The sequence below is a fragment of the Brevibacillus formosus genome, assembly GCF_003013405.1.
Taxonomy (GTDB): domain Bacteria; phylum Bacillota; class Bacilli; order Brevibacillales; family Brevibacillaceae; genus Brevibacillus; species Brevibacillus formosus.
This window is the reverse complement of the sequence record NZ_PXZL01000030.1, coordinates 188,117-212,703: the sequence shown is the minus strand read 5'-3', so window position 1 is coordinate 212,703 and position 24,587 is coordinate 188,117. Positions and strand designations below refer to the sequence as shown.

Genomic DNA, 24,587 nt, shown 5'->3' with positions numbered 1-24,587 from the left:
TTTTGTCTATTTCTGGTATAATTTAGGGATAACCGTTGTTTTATGGCGATGGTTGTATAGTTATGCTGATAGTTTGGGAGGGAATGAAGTGGAAAAGAAAGCGATAATGCTACTGTTGTCCTGCTGTTTGTTCGCTTCGACAGCATTCGCAGCAAACGCATCAACGACAATGCCAATCAAGCCGCAAAGCGGTACTGGAACATCCGTGCAGGCACCAGCAGATTTGTCAAAAGAGCTGCTCGTGAATACCTTCACTTCCCATCAGTGGAAACAAGATTCGCTTACGAAGCTCCTGGGGAAATCCGTGAAAGAATTTGATGATTATGTGTATTATCCATCGGGAATCAGTTTGAAGTGGGACGAAAACAACCAAGCGTTTGCCGTTCTCGTTGAACCTTCCTATAAAGGCGAAATTGTAAAAGGGATTACGACCTCCAAAAGTAAAGAGGAGATCGTCCGAGTCTTGGGGAAACCACATTTTACTGATGATAAGCTTTCGGTGATTGGCTATGCGGAACAGGGCTATCACTTGTTTTTCACGTTTGAGCAGGATAAAGTAAAAGCCATTTCTATTTATCGTCGTGATCAGATCGCCGATACAAAAGCACTTGTTGATATGGCTAAAAATTTACAAGACTATGGTGAAAAATTAGGGGCACCCGCAGAATATGCTGATTTCTCTATCTTTGGTGTTTGGGGTAAGCCGGATTTTTCGTATCACCTTAGAGGAATCGGTACATACGCCTGGGAGTATCCATCCAGAGGCATTGCCTACGATGGTATGCCCGATGACGCAACGCTAACCATCTACAATAATTTTCCGAGCAAAGACAAGCTCGCAGATTTGAAAAACGTAAAGAACATCGTCTTTTCCAAAGAAGATTCCCTGTTTTTGATTGAAAAACTGAGGATCGAAAATGAAAAAGAAAAAATCGAATTGGCGAAAAAAGCGGGAATCCCATCACCAGACAAGAAAAAAATCGCAGTGATTGATTCAGACAATTTGTACAATAACGCGAATATTCGTTTCTACCAGCCAGATTACACACCACAAGCCCAACTGTTCCCAGGTTATTTTATCGATGAAGTAACATGGCTGGACAATAACTGGATCTTGTATCAGACAATGATGGGGGTGGGAGTTTATCACGTCGCTACCCATGAAAAGATAGAAATTGTAGGGATGGAGAAAAAGGCAAACGAGTCATTTGATATGCTGGATGTCAATACAGTCAAGCCTGATCTGACGAAAAAAGCAATTGTGTTTGAAATCAGCGCGAAAGAGAAGAAACAGACTTACACGGTTCGCTATCAAATCACGGGCGACAAAATCACGTTTACTTGGTAAGGAGCAGGGATTATCGTTCTTTTTTGGTGCTGATGGGGGAGCTGGTTGCTTCCTTCTCGGCCAGATACGAGCGCATGCCTCGAACGAACAACTCGCGAAGGACTTCCTGCTGCGTTTTGCTGCTGACGAGAGAGCGAATGAGCTCCAGCTCAGCTGCCAATTCTGAATCAAGGTGAAGGTTGACAGTCTTCCCTTTGGTTCGAGGGTGCAGCTCGTAGTACTCCGTTGATTTTTTTACGATTCCTTCGAAGCCAACAGCTTCGTCGAGCCACTCCTGGTCGGGGATATACAAGCATGGTGCTTCTAAAATAATATGGGTCAGTTCTTCGCTAAATCGAATGGCGAGGGTCTGGCCCTTTTTTTTATGCAAGTCGCGGATTTGTCGTGATCTCTCTTGATTGGCAACTGTATTTTCCAGCGTGATTACGGCCAGTTCCATAGTGCCTCCTTATGGGATGAGCAGTTCTTCTTCTGGTACCGCCAACAATACTTCTCCCGTTTTTTCCAATTGGACTTGGTAGGTGAAGTGCTGATCGCTTCGTTCGACGGAGGTGATGATCCCCCAGCAGCAAATGCTCTCTCTTGTGAGCTGGACACGATCCAAAACCTCGTAGCTCGGGCGAAGATACCCTTTTTTATATAGGTAAGTGAGTACGGATTCTCGAGGAAAAAGAAATCGTTTGTTACCTTGTTTACTGACCAAAAGGGGGAAGGTCTCCCGTTCGTCTATACAATCCCCTAAATAGCCTTGATCTGCCCAGCGTTTGACGGTAGCCATACTGCCGACACGGCCAGCTTTTGTCTCCAGGATTTCGAGTATTTCGCGCGAAGAGAGAAACGCTTTGCGCCTTTCGAGTTGCGTCAGGTAGTTTTTGCGCTCAGTTTCCAATTGGCTCAGAAGCGCATGTGCTTCCACGATTTTTTGTTTCAATACACTGATCTCCAGGTCGTAATCCTTCATACGGAACGGCCCTTCCTTCCTTGTTTGTTTTTATCCTATTCGAACATGAAATCATTCATGTCAATCCAAGCAGATTGATTTCGTTTCCTCACTAGCCAAATACGAAATGTAACAATCATAAAAAAGCGATTTCACACATTGATTAATAGCAAGCATGTTTAGATCTGGTGAGGAGGTTATGGACAGATGAGCATTCCCAATGAGCTCGCGAAAAATTTCGCGGAAGTCGTGCCTGCCCTAAAACCGATGGAAGCCATCCATGAGGCGAATCGCTGCTTGTATTGCTACGACGCACCCTGTATTAAGGCATGTCCCACGTCGATTGACATCCCTTCCTTCATCAAAAAAATTGCGACCGGGAATTTGTTCGGATCAGCCCGGACCATCATGGAATCGAATCCCGTCGGGGCGAGCTGCGCGCGCGTATGTCCAACCGAGGAGCTGTGTGAGGGCGCCTGTGTGCTAAATTCAGCTTCCAAGCCAATCATGATCGGGCTTCTCCAGCGTCACGCGACAGACTGGGCAATCCAAAATCAAGCAACGCTTTTTTCAAAAGGCGAAGCAAATGGAAAGCGGGTAGCCATCGTCGGAGCGGGCCCGGCGGGATTATCAGCAGCGCGTGAGCTTGCGCGCCTCGGCTACGCGGTTACGGTTTTTGAAGCCAAAGAAAAGGCGGGAGGATTGAACACGTACGGCATCGTGTCGTTCCGTCTGCCACAGGAAATTTCGCTATGGGAAGTAGAGCAAGTAGAGGCTTTGGGGGTAGAGATACGTACCAATACACGAGTCGGCGAGGATGTAGCCCCTGAAGAGCTATTGGAACAGTATGATTCCGTCCTATTGGCAGCTGGTATGGGCAAAGTCCCTCAGCTGCATATCCCGGGAGAAGACCTGGAAGGTGTCCTCGATGCCATCGCACTCGTGGAGGAGACCAAGACCAAGCCACTGTCAGAGGAGATGCTTGGCAAAAAAGTCGTCATCATTGGTGCGGGAAATACGGCGATTGACGCTGCCACCTGTTCTAAACGGCTGGGTGCAGAGAATGTTCAGATTCTGTACCGGCGGACAGTTCAAGAGATGTCCTGTTATCAGTTTGAGTACGAATTCGCCAAACAAGACGGCGTAGAATTTCGCTGGCTCGTTGCCCCAACCCGTGTACTCGAGGAAAACGGTCGAGTGAAGGGCTTGGAACTGGTACGTATGGAGCTAGGTGAGCCGGATGAGAAAGGAAGAAAGCGTCCAGTAGAAATTCCGGGCAGTCATTTTGTCATCGAAGTAGATTATGTCGTCAAAGCGATCGGACAAAACAGACATCTGTCTTTGATTGAAGCATTTGGGCTCCAGCATCGCAATGGGATTGTCGAGGTCGAGGAGGGCACATATCGAACCTCCCACGTCAAAGTTTACGCGGCGGGCGATGTGATTTTTGGTGGAGGCAAGACTGATGCGATGGTAGTCGATGCAGCCAACCACGGGAAACGAGCGGCTCATGCTATCCACCAATCGCTCCGTGATCAAAAACAGCCAGTATAAAGGAGGAGACCTATCATGGCAGATCTTAGCATTAATCTGGCGGGGATCCAATCCCCGAATCCATTCTGGTTGGCCTCTGCGCCGCCGACTAATTCAGGCTACCAAGTACAGCGTGCCTTTGAAGCGGGCTGGGGTGGCGCGGTCTGGAAGACACTCGGAGAGCCGATCATCAACGTCACCTCTCGCTTTGCTGGTCTGAACTTCGGAGGACAGCGCGTCTTTGGTTTCAACAACATTGAACTGATTACGGACAAACCGCTTGAGGTCAATCTGAAGGAAATGGATGAAACAAAGCGCCGTTTTCCAAAGCACACTTTGATTGCTTCGCTCATGGTTGAACATAAACAGGAAGCCTGGCACGAGATTGTCAAAAAGGTGGAGGCAATCGGCGTGGATGGTCTGGAACTGAATTTCGGCTGTCCGCACGGCATGGCAGAACGCGGGATGGGCTCTGCGGTCGGTCAGCATCCGGATTTAATCCGGCAACAGGTCGAATGGGTAAAAGAAGTCGCCCAAACCCCGGTCATCGTCAAGCTCACCCCAAACATTACGGACATTCGCTTTACTGCACGCACTGCGAGCCAGGGGGGAGCCGATGCCATCAGCATGATCAACACGATTAATAGCTTGATGGGGGTTGATCTCGACAAATGGCTGCCGATCCCACACGTGGATGGAAAAGGGGCGCACGGCGGCTATTGTGGACCAGCAGTCAAACCAATCGCCCTGAACATGGTTGCAGAATGTGCACGCGATCCCAAGGTTGGTATCCCGATCTCTGGCATTGGAGGAATCTCTGATTGGCGCGATGCCGTTGAATTTTTGCTGATGGGAGCAACGGGTGTTCAAGTATGCACAGCCGCCATGCATCATGGATTCCGGATCGTGGAAGACATGATTGATGGGCTTACCAATTACCTGGATCAGCGCGGAATTGCCTCCGTAATGGACATTGTCGGAAAAGCTGTGCATACGTACTCGGATTGGGGCCATCTGAATCTGAATTACAAGGTCGTGGCGCGTATCCATGAAGAGACCTGTATCAATTGCAACAAGTGTCATATCGCTTGTGAGGACACCTCGCATCAATGTATTGATATTGTTCCTGATGCAGCGACTGGCAAAGAGCGCTTGGTCGTACGAGAAGAAGATTGTGTAGGGTGTAATTTGTGCTCCATCGTTTGTCCAGTGGAAGGAACGATTGAGATGGTCGAGATCCCGAGCGACAAAGCCCCTCTTAGCTGGAATCAGCGGCAGGCTGCTTTGGCTGCGGGTGGCAGTTGCGAGCTGTAAACCAGTCATGTTTACGGCGTGGGGTGCATAGCGTGTACAAGAGAAGGCATGTCTACTCGGTGACGGGTTGAAGGGGAGATGATCATCGGATGAAAAAATGGATTCGAAATGGCACAGTCGTGACAGCGTCAGACACGTATCAGGCGGACATTTTGATCGAAGGGGAAAAGGTAATCGCAATCGGCTCCAATTTGGATGTGAAAGATGCCGAAATGATCGATGCTACCGGATACTATGTTTTCCCAGGAGGGATTGACCCACACACCCATCTCGATATGCCTTTTGGCGGAACGGTTACTTCCGACAACTTTTATACAGGCACGAAGGCAGCGGCATTTGGCGGGACGACGAGCATCATCGATTTTTGCCTGACGAATAAAGGGGAGCCCTTGCATTCATCCATTTCGACCTGGCACGAAAAAGCAAGAGGCAAAGCGGTCATTGACTACGGCTTCCACCTGATGGTTTCGGATGCAAACGATCAAGTGCTCGAGGAATTAGGAGCAGTCGTTCGAAATGAAGGGATTACTTCGCTCAAAGTATTCATGGCCTACAAAAATGTGCTGATGGCCGATGATGAGACACTATTTAAAACGTTGGTTCGGGCTAAGGAACTAGGTGCCCTTGTACAGGTTCATGCAGAAAATGGAGACGTTCTGGATTATTTGATTAAGCAGGCGATTGCAAAAGGGCAGACAGACCCCGTGTACCACGCCTACACTCGTCCACCTGAAGCAGAAGGAGAAGCGACGGGGCGTGCGATTGCACTTACTGCACTGGCAGATGCCCAGTTGTATGTCGTGCATGTATCTTGTGCAGAGGCAGTGCGCCGGATCGCAGAGGCTCGCGAAAAAGGATGGAATGTGTACGGGGAGACATGCCCGCAATATTTGGTGCTCGATATAACGGATCTACAGAAGCCGGGCTTCGAAGGGGCCAAGTACGTCTGGTCCCCCCCTCTCCGGGAAAAGTGGAATCAGGATGTCCTGTGGAGCGCGTTGAAAAACGGCATCTTGCAAACGGTTGGCTCTGATCATTGCTCCTTTAATTTTTCCGGACAAAAAGAACTGGGGCTAGGGGATTTCACGAAAATCCCGAATGGTGGACCAATCATTGAGGACCGGATGCGCCTCCTCTTCTCGGAAGGGGTAGCAAAGGACAAGATCAGCCTCAATCAGTTCGTCGATATGACCTCAACAAAAGTAGCCAAACTGTTCGGGATGTTCCCGCAAAAAGGAACGATTGCGGTAGGCTCGGACGCAGATATCGTACTGTTTGATCCAACGGTGAAGCGTACAATTTCCGTTGAAACTCACCATATGAATGTCGACTACAATCCATTTGAAGGTATGGTGGTGAACGGCGATATCATCTCGGTGCTTTCGCGCGGCTCGTTTGTCATTCGCGATCAGCAATTCGTCGGTCAAGCCGGGGCTGGACGCTTTGTAAAACGATCAACCTTTGCAAGACCGTAATAAGGGAGAGCGTAAAAAGGCGAGGAGGGCGTTTATGGCAGATATCATTCGCATCGGCTTGATTCAGGCGAAAAACGATGTCCACGGAGACGAACCGGTTCATTTGCACAAGGAAAAAGCCATTGAAAAGCATGAGAGGATGGTGCGGGAGGCGGCAGCCAAGGGGGCACAAATCATCTGTCTGCAAGAAATTTTCTATGGCCCGTATTTTTGTGCCGAACAGCAACCGAAATGGTATGAGTCAGCGGAAGAAGTTCCAAATGGACCAACCGTCCAACTGTTCTCTTCCCTTGCCCGCGAGTTAGGAACTGTACTTATTTTACCTGTGTACGAACGGGTGGGGATTGGTACGTATTACAACACTGCCGCTGTGATTGATGCGGATGGCACGTATTTGGGCAAATATCGCAAGCAGCATATTCCGCATGTCGGAGTGGGCAGCAGTGGCTGTGGATTCTGGGAGAAATATTACTTTAAGCCCGGCAATCTCGGGTATCCCGTTTTTGAAACCGCTTTTGCCAAGGTCGGGGTCTATATATGCTATGACCGCCATTTTCCAGAAGGCGCACGATTGCTGGGCTTGAACGGAGCAGAGATTGTATTCAATCCGTCTGCGACGGTAGCTGGTTTATCCGAATACTTGTGGAAGCTCGAGCAGCCTGCTCATGCTGTAGCCAACGGTTACTATGTGGCTGCGATCAATCGGGTAGGGACAGAAGCACCGTGGAACATGGGAGAGTTTTACGGACAATCGTACTTGGTCGATCCGCGCGGGCAATTTGTCGCTATGGGGAGCCGGGATCAAGACGAGGTCATTCTCGCTGAAATGGACCGCAACAAAATTCATGAGGTGCGGGATACGTGGCAATTTTACCGGGATCGCAGACCGGAGACCTACGAAGATATGGTAAAGCTTTTACCTTAATACAAGAGTGAGGGAGGTGCCGGATACGCGCCTTCCTCCTTTTCACATCATTGGAAGGATTCCATCAGAGTCAAAAGGAGCGTTCAGGGATGAGGCAGATTGTATATCGAGGGGTCGAATACGGCGAGGGACTTCGCGTCGTGAAAGCGCAAAAGTATGAAAGGGCAGAACGGCGTCATTTTACAAACGGTGCTAGTGCAAAGGCAGTGTTTGGCGCTGGTGTTTACTTGGTGAGCAATCCGGAAATCGCCGCACAATATGCGATTTGTCATGCAGAGACCAATGGGGAGAAGGCAGTCGTGCTGAGCCAGCAGCTACAATTGCAGGGTCTCGTTTGTTTGGACGAGCGCTATGGGGAAAATGAACTGCGCATCGATGCATTGCGTGCTGCTTTTTCAGAAGAGGAACTCGAACAGAGACAAAACGGAATGGGCTATGAAGAGTGGCTGGAATGGACAGGGGATAAGGTGCGAGCGTATTTGATTGCCTGTGGATACCGGGGGATCCGGTATCGGATCAGCCCAGAGCTTACGTATTACATTTGCTATGAGCCTGACGTTCAAATTGAAGAGATTGCGATTCTATCTGTGCTCGATGTGTGAGAAAGAGACACCAAAAGTTGACGTGATTACTGGAATTGCTCCCCAAACGAATATGCTGGCGCAAAACGGAAACGAAAGACTGGCAAACCCAACGGGGCAGCCAGTCTTTTTGGTAGCTTGCTATTAGGAAGCAATCGTTTGTTTGTTGTTTGCCGTGATTTTCTCGTAATCGCTGGCACTCAAGACCGAGCCATCATTTTTCATCATCCACGTGTAAATCACTAGAGAAATCAGTAGTCCGACAGTCCAAGCGTTGTCCCAAATAATGGTTAAGCCCGGAATGTATTTACTTATAAAAGGAATCGCAATCCCGATTAGCATCGCCCAGATGGCTCTGCCATTAAAGCCCGTTTTGTAGGTGTAAATTCCGTTTGTTTTGTACAGCTCTGTTAGATGAATGCGCCGCTTGCGCACGAGCCAATAGTCAGCGATGGCTATTCCATCGATCGGGCCTAGCAAGGCTCCGTACGTTCCGAGCCATAAAAAGATGTAGTTGCCGAAGTTCTCCAAAATGTACCACGGCTGCATCAAGAGTGACACGACCCCGGCGATGATGGCGCCAGCTTCATACGAGAGACGGCGAGGGGCCAGATTCTCCACTGCCCGGGCGGGAGCAACGATATTGGCCGCTACGTTGGTCGTCAATGTGGCAAGAATAATTCCAATCGTTCCGAGGAAAATGGCGAAAGGCGAGAATTTGGCCAAGACGGCGGCGGGGTCCCACAACGCTTCTCCGTAAATAACGACGGTAGCAGAGGCGACGGCAACTCCGATGAACGAGAAGAAACCCATCGTGGTCGGCAGCGAAGAGGATTGTCCGATGACTTGGGCTTTTTGACTTTTGGCATACCGACAGAAATCCGGAATGTTGAGGGCCATCGTTGCCCAAAAAGCAATGGCTCCCGTCAATGCTGGGAAGAACACCTTCAGGAAATCTGCAGTGGAAGTGAATTTCGAAGGTGCCGAGAGCATCGGTCCCCATCCGCCTGCTTTCGTAAGCGCCCAGACGAGGAGAGCCAAGCTCATGATGATCAGGACGGGAGCAGCCCAAGCCTCCATTTTTTTGATCGCTTCTGGACCGCGATAAGCGACCCATACGTTTATCAGCCAAAAGCCGAAGAAGGATATCCAGAGGTGTCCGGGAATATTTGCCCAGCCTGTCATCGACATAAGGAGTGTATCGATGGCAGCACCTCCGAACCAACAGTTGATGCCAAACCAGCCAGCACCAATCAAACCGCGTGCGACAGCGGGGATGTGCGCTCCTTTGGAGCCGAACCAGAGGCGCGCAAAAACTGGATACGGAATGCCAAATTTCGTCCCGGCATGAGAGTTGAGAAGAATGGGAATAAGGACAATACAGTTACCGAGGATGATCGTCAAAATGGCCTGCCACCAGTTCATACCCAAGGAAATTAACCCTGCCGCCATCGCATACGTCGGCAAACAAATCGACATACCGATCCACAAGCTGGCGAAGTTGTAAGATGTCCAGGTGTGTTCTGCTGTCCTCGTCGGCCGAAGACCTTCATTATAAAGCGGACTGTTCTTGATTGTTTCTTCGCCTTCTTTGGTCAGGGTAACAATTCCATTTGATACCGTCTGCGTCTTCACTTCTTTCCCTCCTTTGCTTTTCAAGATGTCTCGTATTCGGACAAGCGCCTTAGTTTGTCTTGAATACAAGTTGTAACATTATATTGGGGGAAAGAAGGCCTAATACCTGATTTTTCGTCGTAAAAAGACAGCCTGCAACGACAAGCTTCGCCATTGACATTGGGAATGATTCTACCTTTTTACCTAAGGGGGATGGTAAGATGAAGCAAGGGGGGTGCGAGCTGTGACGACAAGAAAAATCCAAATGTCTTTGCAAACCAGAATGATCTTATTGATTACTATCGTTATTATTCTGATTGTTTCGTCAATTGGTGCGGTGTTTTCTTCCATTGTTGCGTCTTCAATTGAAGAGCAGGTGGGCAAAAAAGCATTGAGTGTGGCGAAGGTTGTTGCCAGTGATCCTGAGCTGCGCAGTGCTTTTTCAAGCGATTACCCTCCTGCGCTCATTCAACCCATCGCTGAAAACGTCCGTGTGCAAACCGGAGCAGAGTTTGTGGTCGTGGGAAACCATGAGGGAATTCGGTATGCGCATCCGATTCCGGATCGGATTGGAAAGGAAATGGTGGGAGGAGATAACGAGCCGGGACTCTCGCATGGTCAATCTTACATATCGAAGGCGGTCGGCAGTATGGGACCATCATTGCGAGGGAAGGTGCCGATCAAAAATGATAAAGGGGAAATCATCGGGATTGTTTCCGTTGGGTTCCTGCTCGAAGATATCGAGGAGGCTATTGACCTCTACCAAGATCGAATATTGATGCTGATTCTTCTCGCCTTGTTGTGTGGTGTTGCTGGTGCCATTGCACTCAGTCGCTATTTAAAGCGCTTAATTTTGGGATTAGAGCCAGAGGAGATCGCATCTTTGTACGTAGAGAGAAATGCAGTACTGGAGTCAGTCCGCGAAGGCATCGTGGCGATTGACCGCAATAAACGGATCACGATGATGAACAAGGCTGCTATTCGTATTTTGAACTTACCGGAAGAAGAGTTTCATCGCAAAGAAATCGTTGAAGTGCTTCCAGACAGCCGCATGCCCGAAGTGCTGGAATCAGGTGAGCATCAATTAGATCGCGAGTCCATCATGAGCGGAAAAGAAATTATTGTGAATCGACTTCCGATCAAGCTCGGAGGGAAGGTCGTAGGAGTAGTCAGCAGCTTTCGTCCCAAATCGGAAATTGACCAGCTAGCTTCTGAATTGTCCCAAGCGAGGCGTTATGCAGATGTACTTCGCGCCCAAACACATGAATTTCACAATTTGTTGTATACCATTTCCGGTTTGCTGCAGCTTGGCTCGATTCAGGAAGCAGTCGAGCTGATAACGAGTGAAACGTCCGCACAGCAAGAGATGATTTTGTTTTTGGCGAAGCAAATTCCCGATCCGTTAATAGGGGCTTTGCTGTTAGGCATGCACAATCGAGCCAAGGAGCTGAAAATTCAATTCGTCATCCATTACGACAGTCACTTGAAGGAGCTCCCGCCGACGATCAACCGACAGCAGATCGTGGTTTTATTGGGGACCCTGATCCAAAATTCATTGGAAGCTGTTAATGAACCAAGTGTCGAGCACAAAAGAGTGGAGTGTTATTTGTCTGACACGGGAGATGAGATCATGTTCGAAATCGAGGACTCGGGACCGGGAGTTGGGGAAGAACTGCGAGAAAAAATATTCGAGCACGGTTTCTCAACGAAAAAAGGCGAAGATCGTGGAATTGGTCTGGCCAAGGCGCATGGAATTATTAACGAATTGGACGGCTATATTCTCGTTGGCAAAAGCGAGCTAGGAGGCGCACTTTTCACAGTATCCCTACGCAAAAGAATGGAGGTGGCGTCTTGAGGAAGCTGGAGGTTCTCATCGTAGAGGACGATATGCGGATTATCGATATCAACAAGCGATTTGTCAGCAAGATTGAAGGTTTTGAAGTCATTGCTACAGCAACGAATGGGATGGATGCCAAAGAATTACTGTCTTGTACCCGCCCTCATCTCGTTTTGCTGGATGTGTACTTGCCAGACATGCTGGGAACGGAGCTGGTCTGGTATATTCGTCAACATTACCGCGAAGTAGACGTGATCATGATCACCGCAGCCAAGGAAATGGAAATGGTCCAGGAAGCGCTGCGCGGCGGAGTATTCGATTATATCGTCAAGCCGCTGGTTTTCGAGCGCTTTCGTGAACGGTTGGAAAGCTATCGCGAGCATGTCATCCGGACGAGAGAAGCTGTCGAGGTAGACCAGGAAGTCATTGACCAAATGCTGACCAGAAGATTAGTCGCGCCGAGAAATCGAGATGTGCTTGCACCAAAAGGAATTGATCTTTTAACGCTGGAAAAAGTAATCGAAGCGATCAGACAGACGGGAGACAAGGGGGTCTCAGCGGAGGAGATTGGCCGCGAGATTGGAACCAGTCGAACAACAGCACGAAGGTATTTAGAATACTTGGTCCTGGAAAAAAAGGCGCGTGCTGACTTGATATATGGCACCGTTGGCAGACCGGAAAGAAAATATCGCTATCTTCCGTAATGTTCCATGAACAATATGAACAAAACGTGATTAATTTTCAAAATAGACCTTATGCACGAAAACTATTCCCCCTACCTTCCGCGATGGTACATTATGTGCAAGCGTGATAGCGCTTACAAACAAGCGGGTTAAGGGGGATATTTGTTTGATGAAAAGAAAAAAAGTGCTAATTACAGTGTCTACTTTTCTCACACTAGCATTGGCTGCTTGTGGTGGAGGTACTGGAAATACGGGAACAGCAAGTCCAGGAGCGCAACCAGCTCCATCGACGCAGCCTGCCGCAGAGGCATCCAAATACCCAGAAAAGCCGATTGTGTATGTAGCTCCATCCGGTGCAGGTGGGGGCTGGGATAAGACAGCTCGCTCGGTAGCAAAGGTGTTGGCGGAAAGCAAGCTGGTGACAGAAACCATCACAGTAGAAAATAAGCCGGGTGGCGGGGGAACCGTGTTCTTGGCTGAGTATGTAAGCAAAGACAAAGGCAATCCTTATAAATTATTTGTTAGCTCTCCTCCTATCTTGATTAACAATAACAAAAAAGAAGGGAACAGCCCATTTGGCTACAAAGATGTTACACCATTGGCGCAAATGACGAAAGATTTCGGCACGCTCGTTGTGAAAGCGGATTCACCACATAAGGATATCAAGAGCTTGCTGGACGCGATCAAGGCTGACCCAAGCAAGATTACGCTGGCAGGTGGCTCTGCTCCAGGATCAATGGACCATCTGATCGGCGTATTGCCAGCAGCTAAATACGGAATTGATCCGAAAAGTGTCAAATACGTTTCGTATGATGGCGGCGGAGAAGCAATGGCTGCCTTGTTGGGCGGCAATGCGGATATCATTGCAACAGATGCTTCCAGCGTGGGTGAATATTTGAAAGCAGGGAAAATCCGCGTACTGGGCGTTACTTCTAATGAGCGTCTCGGCGGCGATCTGAAAGATATTCCGACGTTAAAAGAGCAAGGTATTGATGCGACGTTCACGATTTGGCGCGGTGTTTTCGGACCAGCTGATATGCCAGCAGACGCAAAGGCTTATTGGGATGCAAAGCTGAAAGAACTTTCCACGCATGAGGCATGGACAAAAGAATTGGCTGCAAACGGTTGGGAAAGTGAGTACAAGGACGCTGCTGCTTTCTCAGCATTCCTGGACGAACAAGATAAGCAGGTCAAAGAACTGTTGACATCACTTGGGATGTCGAAGTAGGGAGAGGAGGGGCATCCCCTCCTTTTTCCACACCTTAGGAGGTATACATGAACCTGATGTTTGATCGTATCGGCAGCCTGATTTTTGCGTTAGTAGGCGCACTCTTTATCGCTGAAAGTCAAAATATTTCGTCTAGTGCATACGGAAGCCAGGTTGGGCCGAATATGTTTCCACTCGGGCTTGGTGTCATCCTGATCTTATTGAGCTTGCGACTGTTATGGGAGACCTACAAGAAAGGCGTGGGTGCTTCCTCATCCGAGTCACAGAGTCCACTGCGATACAAGCGATTTATATTCATTTTGGCTGCGACACTCTTGTATGTTTTGTTGTTAGAGAAACTCGGTTATGTCATCTCGAGCTTCGCTTTCCTTCTGTACGCCTTCACCGTGATGGGAAGTAAAAGCGTCCTGAAATCGGGAATCGTTGCCCTGTTGTTTTCAGTAGGCGTTTATGTCATCTATGTGCATTTACTAAAAGGTACGCTTCCAGGACTACCTGCCTGGCTAGGCGTCTAGGGAGGGGGATAGATTAGCATGAGTGCCTTGCAATTTTTAGCGGATGGTTTTCTCGTTGCCTTACAGTGGCATAATCTTGTCTTTGCCTTTATTGGCGTCCTGATTGGTACTGCGGTAGGGGTTCTTCCCGGCATCGGTCCAATGAGCGGAGTCGCATTATTGATGCCCGTTACTGCTTCCTTGACCTCTGGCTTACCTCCTGAAAGTGCGGCGGCTAGCGCACTGATTTTGTTGGCAGGCGTTTACTATGGTGCGATGTACGGTGGTTCCACAACGTCCATCTTGTTAAATACGCCAGGTGAATCCTCGTCTGTCGTTACGACATTGGACGGTTATCAAATGGCCAAACAAGGACGTGCTGGTGCAGCGCTGTCGATTGCGGCTATCGGTTCTTTTGTTGCGGGGCTCGTAGCATTGATTGCCCTCGTGTTTTTGGCTGATCCATTATCAGATCTGGCTTTGAAGTTCGGCCCTGCTGAGTATTTCTCTCTCATGCTGCTGGGCTTGTGTGCCGTAAGCGGACTTGGCGGAAAATCCATGACCAAAGCCCTCATTATGACAGTCATGGGGCTCTTGCTTGCGACAATCGGGATGGATACCGTATCGGGCGTGGCGCGATTCACCTACGATATTCCTGATTTGTATCAAGGTCTAGAGTTCCTTACAATAGCTGTTGGTTTGTTCGCTCTAGGAGAAGTGTTCAAGACCATTCTGGAAGACGATCAATCGACCAAGGAAATGATTAAAGTGGGGCGAGTACTCCCTACCAGGAAAGACCTGAAAGAAAGTGCCGGACCGATTACACGCGGCTCGTTGCTCGGATTTTTCATTGGTGTTTTGCCTGGTGCTGGCGCTACCCTCGCATCCTTCTTCTCGTATATTTTTGAGAAAAAACTGAGCAAAGATCCTAGCCGTTTTGGAAAAGGAGCGATCGCAGGTGTAGCAGCTCCGGAGTCTGCAAACAATGCTGCTTCTGGCGGTGCAATGATTCCACTGTTGACGTTGGGCATTCCTGGCTCCGGTACCACTGCGATTTTAATGGGTGCATTATTGATGTATAACGTACAGCCGGGGCCACTATTGTTTAGTGATCATCCGCAGATTGCCTGGGGCTTGATTGCAAGTATGTTTATCGGCAATGTCATGCTGTTGATTTTGAACATGCCATTGGTAAAAGTGTTTGCCAAAATTATTGAAACACCATCCCATTTCCTACTTCCGCTCATTATCGCGATATCCGTTTTCGGTGTGTACGCTGTGCAAATCAGTACGTTTGACTTAATTTTGCTTCTGATTTGTGGAGTAGCTGGCTATTATCTGACGAAAAACGATTTTCCGCTGGCACCGCTCGTCCTCGGCCTTGTGTTGGGACCGATGATTGAAAATAACATGAGAAGAGCGTTGACCACCTCGAATGGTGACTTTTCCATCTTTTTGACAAAGCCGCTTTCCGCTGCTTTTCTGGTTTGTGCGCTTTTGTGGTTGCTAATCCCTATCTTCTTAAAGCGCAGAGGGAAGCAAGTCATTATTAATGAAGAAGCGTAACATCCTGTTATTTGTCTTGACAGTGTCCTCGCGAGCCCGTATCATTGGAAAAATTTCGGGAAGCTGTTCTGCTTGATAGATGAAGCAGAACAGTAGAGGAGAGGCAGACATGTTAAATATTGAACCTGTAATCTTGGAAGGCAAGCTGGTCCGATTGGAGCCGCTTAGAATGGCCCATGTGGACGGTATCTGGAAAGCAGGCGCCTATGAAGAGATTTGGCCGTATATGTCCGTTACCATTCGAACAAGAGAAGATGCTCAGGCCTTTATCCTGCAGGCTTTAAAAAATGAACAAGCCCACACGGAATTGCCATTCGTTATTATTCGCCAAACAGATGAGCAGGTTATCGGGAGCACGAGATTTTTAGGAATAGCGAAAAAGGATCGCGGATTGGAAATCGGGTTTACATGGCTGACCCCATCCGTCTGGAAAACGGGTGTCAATACGGAATGTAAATGGCTTCTCCTGCGCCACTGCTTCGAACAGCTAGGTTGTATTCGCGTACAGCTCAAGACAGATTCGCGCAATTTGAATTCGCAACGTGCCATCGCCCGAATCGGCGGCATTCGAGAAGGAGTCCTGCGCAATCATATGGTGATGCCAGATGGATACATTCGCGACTCGGTATACTTCAGCATACTCGATCGTGAATGGCCGGAAGCCAAGCAAAAGCTGCAATTGTTGCTGTTTGGTGAATAAAGGCTTGGATTGATTGAAGGGCGTTCAGCGCATGTGTACAATAGGGGTGAACCAAGAGGGTTTACTCTGACAAGACCCGGAAAAGAGGGTATACATGAGACTGCGTTTGTCGGCACCGGGCTATTTATTGTTGCTCGGGGATCTGATCGCCTTCGTGTTTTTTGTTTATTACGGAAAAATCATTCATAACTACCCTGTCACGGTCATGGGGATTATCGAAACATTAGCCCCCTTCCTGGTGGGATGGATCATCTCGATTCTGTTGTTCAAGAGCTACAGACAGCGAACGTATGAATCTGCGGGTCGACAATTATTATCGGCACTGATTACGTGGACGCTAGCAGCACCGATTGGCTTGCTGATCCGCTCTTGGTGGACTGGTGTACCGACTACGCTTATTTTTGCAGGTGTGACTTATTTCATTACCCTGGCGTTTTTGCTCGGGTGGCGTGTACCGTTCGCCATCGGCTACGCGATCTACAAACGAAAGAGACTACTTCCAACCAGCTAATAAAGTGACCCGAATTGGTTACGCTATCCTATGAATGACCTAGGAGGTGAATCAATTGGGAAAGAACAACAACAGCAAAGACCTCGGGAAAAATCGTGGTAAAACGCTGGATGAAAACGATCGCAACACAAATTTGCGACAATCGAACCATAATGATCGAAATGAAGGAACTGCAAAAGACCGCTGAGCAATCAGCGGTTTTCTTAATGGATACAGGTCATGATGTGATATAATAGATTTTGTTTTTCTAGCGAGTGGAGGGAAACGTATGACGGAACCGATGCAGAATGTACAGCCGGTGACCTTGTCGTCACAGGCGTTTTTACTTTTGTGCAGACTATATGATGGCTGTTATGACGAATTGAAGCAAAATGAGCAGGTTCGCGAACTCGTGGAGTCCATCGGTGATATTTTGTTGGCGGGCGTAGAGACATTGGAGAAACAGGAAACCAAGCCAAAAAATATTACTTTTCCACTTACCGTACAACAAGCTTTTTTCTTGCGTCGGCTCGTGATTGAGCTGTTGGCTCAGTCGCCGACGGACAAAGAAGACCGGACGACGCAATGGCTGCAGGAATGTGTGACAGCACTCGCTGGAGGCGGTGTCCAACCTGATGTCAAGCACTCGTGAGCTGCATGTGATTACGAGCGGTCGGCATTCGCTTGAGGATGTATTGCGAATGGCAGAAGCTGCTTTTGCAGGTGGTATGAACTTTTTACACATACGGGAAAAACAGCGTACCGCAAAGGAATGCATGGACTGGGTAAAGGCATTGGCGAATGTCATCCCCCTTTCGTCCTTGATCGTAAATGATCGGGTGGACGTGGCAGCTGCGTCGGGTTGTGCTGGTGCTCACCTGGCATACCATAGTCTGTCTCCTGTGGAAGCGAGAATGGTGCTGAAGACTGGTCAAAAAATAGGGCGTTCCGTCCATTCCGTGGAGGAAGCACAGCAAGCCATTGCCGCACAAGTCGATTATTTGCTCTACGGGCATATTTTTGCGAGTGGTTCGAAGCCTGGTCTTGCGCCAAGAGGAACAATCGAACTCGCGCAGATGACCGCAAGATGGCATGTGCCGATCATCGGACTCGGCGGAGTTACGCCGGATCGGACTGCGCAAGTTTTGGAAGCAGGGTGTGCGGGCATTGCTGTCTTATCGGGGATCACCGATGCAACTGATGCCAAGTCAGCAGCCAGCGCTTATCGAGAGGCATTGGATCGTTGGGAGGGAAAATAAAGCATGCGAAATATACAAAGACTTCGGGAAAAGATGGGTGTCTACTTTGTCGTTGGTACGCAGGATTGCGGGTATTCCAGCGAAAAGACCGTGCAAATTGTGGAAGCAGCATTGCGCGGAGGAGTGGGCACGCTTCAGCTACGTGATAAAGGAAGCAAGCTGACTGCTCGGGAACAATATGAGCTGGGCAGACAGCTGCAACAGCTATGTCGTTACCATGACACTGTATTTTTTGTGAATGACGATGTGGATCTGGCGATTCGTTTGCAGGCAGATGGCGTCCATGTCGGGCAAGATGACATGGCGTTGGCAGAAGTACGAGCCAAAGTTGGCTCCGAGATGTACATCGGTGTTTCGGCAGGTACGGTCGAAGAGGCGCTCGCTGCCCAAAACGGTGGCGTCGATTGTATCGGTGTAGGAGCGATGTTCGCTACACGTTCCAAGGCAGATGCTGGAGAGCCTATCGGACCAGTGGGGCTAGCGGAGATCCGCAAGGCAGTCGGGAATGATTTGCCTATCGTCGGAATTGGTGGCATTACACTGGAAAATGCTGCTGAAGTGCTTGCTGCCGGGGCGGATGGGGTCGCGATTATCAGTGCGATCAGCCAGGCCGAATCACCTGAAGAAGCATCGCAAGCGCTTCAGCGGATTGTACGATCCCGTTAGCACGGACAAGGCGACGATTACATATGGTAGGGTAATAGAAACAAACCAGTGATGCAATTATGGCGATCAAAAGGAGGTGAAGCCGATGAAAAATCGGATTTACCGCATCGGATATGAATGGGTGAGCAAGCGGGAATTGCTCGAGCGATTGTTCATGACCGACTGCATTCTTATCGAACACAAGCGAATGCATCCTCCACAGGAGGATCAAGATACGGAATTGCCGCCAGAGAAGGAAATTCATGCTGTTTTGGTTCGCAGCCAGCGTCGCCCGGGCGAATGGGTGACGTTTAACGGGCTATACGAAATACAGACGAGAGAGCCCATTCCCTGGATAGATTCACCGCTGGAGTACCATCAATTCGGAGTAGAATTGATTCCTGGTAATATTCGCAGGGAAAAGGCGCCTCAAGGGAGGATACCAGCGCGAACCAAGCTGCAAATCGCAGCCGTGCGACAAGATACGGTCTTTGTCACGGTTCCTGGGCATCCATCTCGGCGTTACGAAATGTCGTTGGCTCACGCGCGTTTTGCCAAGGATAACCCGACAGAATTGGAAATGAAGCTGCAAGTATACGCTTTTCCTCCACGCAACGATATATTTGTGGATTGGTTATTGAAAGAAGGGCGCAAAACAGGAATCATTACGCGTCCTAATCAGGAAAGGGTAGAAAAATCAGCTTTTCAGGTTTGGGAAGATCTACGCCAAGAATACGGCATTAGTGTCAGCGCGGCATTGATTGCGATTAAACAGGCACTCATTGTTCTGGATCGTGCTGGTGTCGAGACTGACTTCCCATACCCGCCGCAAGAGCGATCGGATATATCTTTGTTCAGCGAATCGGAGCGAGATGCCTTTTATTCCTACCAATCCGTTAGATGTGCGATGGCCGCTGTCGCTGCCCTGCTGACGGTAGACCCGAAAGATCCGTTGCAGGATACACTTTTGATGGATATCATGCTCGAGCAACAAATTAACCGCAGGCGCGAATAGCGTTTGCGGTTTTTAGGTTTTTCGCCAAAGTAGTAGTATAATGGGAGATGGTAGATAAACCCAATGAAAAGGACGTGTGACCATCATGTATGTATCCATGAACAGACTGACTGTACCAGCAGACTACCAATCCCATTTGGAACGTGCATTTGGTAATGGAGGAGAACGGATGAAGGAGGTTCCTGGTTTTTTGGAGTTCCTTTTCCTGGCACCTACGGAAGGTGACGAATACATCGTCTTTACGAAATGGACAGATGAAGAATCGTTTAAAAATTGGACAGAAAGCGAGGCTTTCAAGCGCGCGCATACAGGAACCAACCCTAATAGTCCGGTAAAATCGGATTTGCGCAACTACGCTGTCAAAGCCCATTCATAAAGTGAAAGCATTTGTCTCTACGGGGGCAAATGCTTTTTGGATGGTTGAATAATAAACATCCTTGACCTTTTTATGCTCGATCGTGATATGATAGAAAATGTTGGGAAAGCGGTTTCAGTCAAACATGTTCAGGAGGTGAGGGTGTCCGAAAAAGGAGATAAAAAGCGCGCGATAATAGGATGCTAGCCGAGATTGTTTGTCTGTAAGGATAAGAAGAGAACCTGATTGGATGGTGTCATTCCCTGCACCAGGATATCATCAAGCCGCTTTACATCTTGTCTCATTTACGTCCATAATAGAGCCTATACATACTTGGAAAAATAGCCTCAATGAAGCACGGAGAAAAGGAGCCAGAGTGTTTTGAAAAATCGAATAAGTAAGTATCTTACTCATTTGGTCCCTGCGGCGGTGGCCAAGACGTTTTCCTTTCTTTCAGATCATCATTACTCTGCTTTGCTTCTAGAAGACCGCGAAAATACAGAGGCTTTGTTTATTCAGCAAATCACGAAATGGATTGAAGTAGTAAAAGTAGTCGACACGTATGCATTCGAGCGAGAATGGAGCGAAATTGCGTATAAATTTTCGTTGCTCGGAATGAATCTTACGTATTTGCAGCAATTTCTGCGCAAGTGTCGAGACGTTATTATTGAAGAAATGAATAACAACGCATTTTCTCTTGCCTCGACGGATACGGAGCGAGTAGAGCTTTTACAGGCACAGATTCGTCTCTATCAATCGATGGACTATATTTTGCATGAAATGGACGATGTCTTCAACAAAAATTCGCATCAATTTCCGGTTGAGAAAACAGCATCTTCTCCTACAAGTTCGGCTAAAGGAGAAGATGTTACAATGCTCGCTGAACAGGAGCTTGTCCAATTGGTTTTGCAGTCCAGTGACATTGCCGTCCTGATGATCGACCGCCAGTTCAGGGTCATTGAAGCGAATTACGCTGTCTGTCATTTATTTGGCGTAGATCGGAATCAACTCATTGGTCAAAACATTGATCATGCCCTTCGTCCTCATGTAAGCGAGCGTTTTGTCCAGTGGGTGATTGAACGCGGGCAGTCTGGCCATTATGTTGCGGAATACAGAGGAAAATGGACGACAGTGAGTACGAGTCCCATTTATTACGGCACAGAGATGTGGGGAGCGATCGCCGTTCTTCGGAATGTTACGGAAAGCAAAAAGTACGAAGAAGAATTGAGCAAGCGTGAAGCGCTGGCAGCAGTTGGACAACTTGCTGCTGGGATGGCACATGAGATTCGCAATCCATTGACAGCCATCAAGGGCTTCATTCAGTTGTTGAGGGAGCAAGGAGAAGCAAATCGCAGTGAATCTTATTTTTCTGTTATCTTAACGGAAATTGAACGCATTGATGGGCTATTGAACGATGTCCTTGTTTTGGCCCGGTACAGGGATGATAAAATCGTATCGGAACGTTTCTTAGTGATGGACGAGTTATATGGCGTCATTCGTTTACTGGAGCCAGAAGCAAATCGAAGAGGAATCAAGCTAGAGCTGGACATTGCACAAGGCGAGTGGCATGTGTTTGGTCATCGTTCACGAATCAAGCAAGCCATCTTGAACATCTTAAAAAATGCGCTTGAAGCATTGATGACCCAAGGCAACCTCGTTCATGTGAAAGTATACTCATCTCTCAATCAAGTAATCATAGTTGTGGAAGACAACGGACCCGGTCTGTCAGATTCTTGCCTGCAAAATTTGTTCGTTCCTTTTTATACGACCAAACAAGAAGGAACGGGGTTGGGTTTGTCTACGACACAACGCATCATCGCGGATCACGGTGGCGAACTCTATGCGGAAAACTCTCCGAAACTGAAAGGAGCCCGCTTTGAGATTCGTTTACCTCTTTCCATTTCCTAAAAAAATACAAAAGGGAATGTGACTGTAGACGGATCGAATATCCGTCTTTTTTTATGTTCAAATGAGCGAATAGTCCTATCTACGAAAAAGTTGCAAGTCTTTTGAATCAATCTTTTTGTAAGTTGTTGTCAAGGTCTGTCGATCAGTGGAATAATTTACAAAACGGTTACAATTTGAACGGAGCTGAACAACGGTGATTCGGATGCTGAAAAAAAGCGAAACGAGGTGGAGCTACTGGGAGGTTTGGTATGAGGAATCAGAGCACCTTTATACCGTTCATTACGGCAATGTAGGGGAAATTGGCGACTATTTTGCTATCATGGCGGAGCAGATCGAGGGAAGGCCTGATGAGGTTTTGCAGAGCTGGGCAGAAGAGATGAAAGAACAAGGATATCAGGTCATGAAAGAGAACGATTTCCATCCAATGATCATTCGCTTTCCCCATTTGTGTGAGTCAGAGATTGAAATGCGTTATTTGATCGAACAGCTGTTGGACGAATGCTTGGGAAAGACAGGAAACGGCCACAGCGACGGTGGGGAAGAAAGTGAGAGGACGTTGGCAGTGATTTGCCGGGTGATTGATGCGAAGAAAGCGGCTGCTGCCGTATTTGAAGCGATGTTCAGCGCACAGCTGGGCGAAGAGGTTTCCATCAGCATAAAGCAGGAGGATGGAAACTTGATTCCACTTAATCCTCCTGCCTAAAACTATCTGATTTATTTCACGATTTTGTGCCGCAGAGCTTTTGCCACTGCCTGGGTACGATCCTCGACGCCCATTTTTTGCAAGATCCGATGCACGTGTGTTTTTACAGTGCCTTCAGATATGAACAAGTTTTGCGCAATCTGATCATTTCGATAGCCATCTGCGATCTGTTGAAGTACATCCAGCTCTCGATCCGTGAGTTCATCTAGCAAGACTGATGGGGAGGTGGTAGTCGAATCAGGTGTCTCACGTTGACCTTGCAGAGCTTCGGCAAGGGCTTTTGCAGCTGTCACGGTGTGGAAGAGGGCTTCTCCCTGGTGTGCTCTGCGTATTAGATCAAGCATTTCCTGAGAGTCGGCATCCTTTAGCATATAGCCAACAGCTCCAGCACGAATTCCTTCCACCACATAATTGTGATTGTCAAAAGTGGTAAGAATCAATACCTTCGTGCGAGGATGCTGCTGCATGATTTCTCTTGTGGCCTCAATACCCGATTTGTTGGGCATCTGAACATCCATCAAAACGACATCGGGTGCAAGGGCGCCAATCAGCTCGACAGCTTCTACGCCATCGGAAGCTTCCCCAATTACCTCCATGTCGGATTGCATTTGAATGACATAACCTAAACCTTGGCGAATCATGGTTTGGTCATCTACTAGGACCACGCGAATGGCTCCTTCTTTTTGTTTACCGGTCATGTTCGCATGCTCCTTTCAGGTTCAGTCTGGCGAATCGGAAAGCTGAAATCGAGTTGGAATCCGTGGGGCTCTCGAATGCGATACGCGAGAGTTCCGTTCAATAGCCGAATCCGTTCAGATATGCCAGTTAGGCCGAAGCCAGGTTTGATTTTTTGGTCACTCGTGATGCTTCCATCGTCTCGGATGGACAACAAAAGGATGTCCTTCTTTTGTTCAATGATGACGAGAATTTCTTTTGCATCAGAATGACGTAGGGAATTGGTGATCGCTTCTTGCAAAATTCGATAAAACGTTATCGTCATTTCCTGAGAGAGCGGGATGTCCAGATCGGAGCATATCAGATCCATCTTTATTCCTGTATGCTTTTGAGCCTGAGATAATAGAGCTCGCAGAGGCGTAAGCCCCAAGGAGGTTTTATCCAAAGCCAGAGTATGGACAGACGTGCGAATATCCTCCAGACTTTGCTTGGCAACACCGAGCATGTTGCGCACGGCTTCTTGGGCGTTGTCAGGACCATCCTGCAACATATACTTCAGGGCATGCAGCTGGACAATGAGTGAAGTCAAACTATGACCCAATGCATCGTGGATATCACGGGCAATTCTCGTTCGTTCCTCCAGAACCGCTACTTGAAGGGAATGGAGCGCCGCTTCTTGAAGTTGTAAGTGTGCCTCTTGCAACTCTGTATGTGCTTTTTGCAGCTGCTCCAGGTGCTGTTGGTTGGTTTCGTATGCTTCTGTTTGAATCCGATAGCCACGTGCGCCGATATAGCAACCCACATACGTAAGAATATAAGAGATGATGTGCGTGAATTTCAGATTTTCTTCAAAATATAAAAAAAGCGTACTACACGTACCAAAAAAAGTAGCATAAGCCAACGCACGGCGTCCATGAACGTGAAATCCGATAAAAACAGCGAGTGGGAGCATCAATCCGAAACCCTCTCCACCCAAGATGAGGGACTTTAGTATAGAAACGATTCCAAGCACAACTGTAACTAATTCGAATTGGAAAGGCTTCCATTTTTTCTTGGAAGTCCAAAATACCACAAGGTAACAAATAAATAGTACAATGGTAAGAGAAAATTGCAACGGAGTTTCCCGTTTAAATGAATCAGGAAGCAAAGCTAATACAATTAAGATGGAAAACCACATGATCAGTAAACGTTTTTGTATGGCTTTCATCATTATCTTCAACAATGAGAAGTCCTTCTTTCTCTGCCGGATAATCACTTAACTTCATTCTAGCATGCGTTGTCGTCTATCTCCAGATAGAT

26 protein-coding genes are annotated in these 24,587 nt (G+C 48.1%); 21 read left to right on the top strand and 5 right to left on the bottom strand.

The window, feature by feature from the left end:
- Positions 1-88: 88 nt before the first annotated feature.
- Positions 89-1,348, top strand: a complete 1,260-nt coding sequence (locus tag C7R91_RS23665; protein WP_083994999.1) for a hypothetical protein — start codon at positions 89-91, stop codon at positions 1,346-1,348.
- A 10-nt stretch (positions 1,349-1,358) separates the two neighbouring features.
- Here C7R91_RS23665 and C7R91_RS23660 read toward each other — a convergent pair whose 3' ends face one another.
- Both C7R91_RS23660 and C7R91_RS23655 read right to left on the bottom strand, forming a co-directional pair.
- A complete protein-coding gene (locus C7R91_RS23660) occupies positions 1,359-1,787 on the bottom strand; it encodes a hypothetical protein (RefSeq protein WP_047067544.1) in 429 nt (142 codons plus the stop codon).
- 9 nt (positions 1,788-1,796) lie between these two features.
- A complete protein-coding gene (locus C7R91_RS23655) occupies positions 1,797-2,309 on the bottom strand; it encodes a hypothetical protein (protein WP_047067542.1) in 513 nt (170 codons plus the stop codon).
- Between the two features lie 186 nt (positions 2,310-2,495).
- Here C7R91_RS23655 and C7R91_RS23650 point away from each other — a divergent pair, with 186 nt between their 5' ends.
- The 5 genes from C7R91_RS23650 to C7R91_RS23630 all read left to right on the top strand — a co-directional run bounded on the left by C7R91_RS23650 (position 2,496) and on the right by C7R91_RS23630 (position 8,137).
- Positions 2,496-3,842 carry an NAD(P)-dependent oxidoreductase gene (locus C7R91_RS23650; RefSeq protein WP_047067540.1) on the top strand — a complete coding sequence of 449 codons (1,347 nt, stop codon included), beginning with the start codon at positions 2,496-2,498 and terminating at the stop codon, positions 3,840-3,842.
- Positions 3,843-3,857: 15 nt separating this feature from the next.
- Positions 3,858-5,135, top strand: coding sequence for an NAD-dependent dihydropyrimidine dehydrogenase subunit PreA (gene preA, locus C7R91_RS23645; RefSeq protein WP_047067538.1), 1,278 nt, complete (start codon positions 3,858-3,860; stop codon positions 5,133-5,135).
- Between the two features lie 89 nt (positions 5,136-5,224).
- A complete protein-coding gene (gene hydA / locus C7R91_RS23640) occupies positions 5,225-6,610 on the top strand; it encodes a dihydropyrimidinase (RefSeq protein ID WP_047067536.1) in 1,386 nt (461 codons plus the stop codon).
- A 34-nt stretch (positions 6,611-6,644) separates the two neighbouring features.
- Positions 6,645-7,535 (top strand): nitrilase-related carbon-nitrogen hydrolase, encoded by an 891-nt coding sequence (locus C7R91_RS23635; RefSeq protein ID WP_047067534.1) that lies wholly within the window; start codon positions 6,645-6,647, stop codon positions 7,533-7,535.
- A gap of 89 nt (positions 7,536-7,624) precedes the next feature.
- On the top strand, positions 7,625-8,137 hold the full coding sequence (locus C7R91_RS23630) for a hypothetical protein (RefSeq protein ID WP_047067532.1): 513 nt from the start codon (positions 7,625-7,627) through the stop codon (positions 8,135-8,137).
- Between the two features lie 123 nt (positions 8,138-8,260).
- On the opposite strand, the gene C7R91_RS23625 is transcribed toward C7R91_RS23630, so the two are convergent.
- Positions 8,261-9,751 carry an NCS1 family nucleobase:cation symporter-1 gene (locus C7R91_RS23625; protein ID WP_047067530.1) on the bottom strand — a complete coding sequence of 497 codons (1,491 nt, stop codon included), beginning with the start codon at positions 9,749-9,751 and terminating at the stop codon, positions 8,261-8,263.
- 223 nt (positions 9,752-9,974) lie between these two features.
- On the opposite strand from C7R91_RS23625, the gene C7R91_RS23620 reads away from it, so the two are divergent.
- The 15 genes from C7R91_RS23620 (at position 9,975) to C7R91_RS23555 (ending at position 22,613) form a co-directional block, all read left to right on the top strand.
- A complete protein-coding gene (locus tag C7R91_RS23620) occupies positions 9,975-11,585 on the top strand; it encodes an ATP-binding protein (RefSeq protein WP_047067528.1) in 1,611 nt (536 codons plus the stop codon).
- Positions 11,586-11,617: 32 nt separating this feature from the next.
- Complete coding sequence (locus C7R91_RS23615; protein ID WP_047068602.1) at positions 11,618-12,271, top strand: response regulator; 654 nt, start codon at positions 11,618-11,620, stop codon at positions 12,269-12,271.
- A gap of 148 nt (positions 12,272-12,419) precedes the next feature.
- Positions 12,420-13,478 carry a tripartite tricarboxylate transporter substrate binding protein gene (locus tag C7R91_RS23610; RefSeq protein WP_047067526.1) on the top strand — a complete coding sequence of 353 codons (1,059 nt, stop codon included), beginning with the start codon at positions 12,420-12,422 and terminating at the stop codon, positions 13,476-13,478.
- 47 nt (positions 13,479-13,525) lie between these two features.
- Entirely contained in the window at positions 13,526-13,993 is a 468-nt protein-coding gene (locus C7R91_RS23605; RefSeq protein WP_047067524.1) for a tripartite tricarboxylate transporter TctB family protein, read from the top strand.
- Positions 13,994-14,011: 18 nt separating this feature from the next.
- Entirely contained in the window at positions 14,012-15,538 is a 1,527-nt protein-coding gene (locus C7R91_RS23600; RefSeq protein ID WP_047067522.1) for a tripartite tricarboxylate transporter permease, read from the top strand.
- A gap of 109 nt (positions 15,539-15,647) precedes the next feature.
- Complete coding sequence (locus C7R91_RS23595) at positions 15,648-16,238, top strand: GNAT family N-acetyltransferase (RefSeq protein WP_047067520.1); 591 nt, start codon at positions 15,648-15,650, stop codon at positions 16,236-16,238.
- Positions 16,239-16,332: 94 nt separating this feature from the next.
- On the top strand, positions 16,333-16,749 hold the full coding sequence (locus C7R91_RS23590) for a DUF3054 domain-containing protein (RefSeq protein ID WP_047067518.1): 417 nt from the start codon (positions 16,333-16,335) through the stop codon (positions 16,747-16,749).
- Positions 16,750-16,804: 55 nt separating this feature from the next.
- The gene (locus C7R91_RS29810) at positions 16,805-16,936 is read left to right on the top strand and encodes a hypothetical protein (RefSeq protein ID WP_255413062.1); all 132 of its coding nucleotides are present in this window, start codon (positions 16,805-16,807) and stop codon (positions 16,934-16,936) included.
- Between the two features lie 81 nt (positions 16,937-17,017).
- Complete coding sequence (locus C7R91_RS23585) at positions 17,018-17,380, top strand: hypothetical protein (protein ID WP_047067516.1); 363 nt, start codon at positions 17,018-17,020, stop codon at positions 17,378-17,380.
- Positions 17,364-17,987, top strand: coding sequence for a thiamine phosphate synthase (locus C7R91_RS23580; protein ID WP_047067514.1), 624 nt, complete (start codon positions 17,364-17,366; stop codon positions 17,985-17,987). The genes C7R91_RS23585 and C7R91_RS23580 overlap by 17 nt, the downstream gene beginning before the upstream one ends.
- 3 nt (positions 17,988-17,990) lie before the next feature.
- Positions 17,991-18,653, top strand: a complete 663-nt coding sequence (gene thiE, locus C7R91_RS23575) for a thiamine phosphate synthase (protein ID WP_047067511.1) — start codon at positions 17,991-17,993, stop codon at positions 18,651-18,653.
- 85 nt (positions 18,654-18,738) lie between these two features.
- Positions 18,739-19,647: a hypothetical protein gene (locus C7R91_RS23570; RefSeq protein WP_047067509.1), complete on the top strand. Its 909-nt coding sequence runs from the start codon at positions 18,739-18,741 to the stop codon at positions 19,645-19,647.
- 85 nt (positions 19,648-19,732) lie between these two features.
- On the top strand, positions 19,733-20,023 hold the full coding sequence (locus C7R91_RS23565) for an antibiotic biosynthesis monooxygenase family protein (protein WP_047067507.1): 291 nt from the start codon (positions 19,733-19,735) through the stop codon (positions 20,021-20,023).
- Positions 20,024-20,383: 360 nt separating this feature from the next.
- A complete protein-coding gene (locus tag C7R91_RS23560) occupies positions 20,384-21,910 on the top strand; it encodes a two-component system sensor histidine kinase NtrB (protein ID WP_047067505.1) in 1,527 nt (508 codons plus the stop codon).
- A gap of 193 nt (positions 21,911-22,103) precedes the next feature.
- Positions 22,104-22,613, top strand: coding sequence for a hypothetical protein (locus C7R91_RS23555; protein WP_047067503.1), 510 nt, complete (start codon positions 22,104-22,106; stop codon positions 22,611-22,613).
- A gap of 11 nt (positions 22,614-22,624) precedes the next feature.
- On the opposite strand, the gene C7R91_RS23550 is transcribed toward C7R91_RS23555, so the two are convergent.
- Positions 22,625-23,311: a response regulator gene (locus C7R91_RS23550; RefSeq protein ID WP_047067501.1), complete on the bottom strand. Its 687-nt coding sequence runs from the start codon at positions 23,309-23,311 to the stop codon at positions 22,625-22,627.
- Positions 23,308-24,543 (bottom strand): sensor histidine kinase, encoded by a 1,236-nt coding sequence (locus tag C7R91_RS23545; RefSeq protein WP_047067499.1) that lies wholly within the window; start codon positions 24,541-24,543, stop codon positions 23,308-23,310. Before C7R91_RS23545 ends, C7R91_RS23550 begins: the two co-directional genes overlap by 4 nt.
- Positions 24,544-24,587 lie beyond the last annotated feature (44 nt).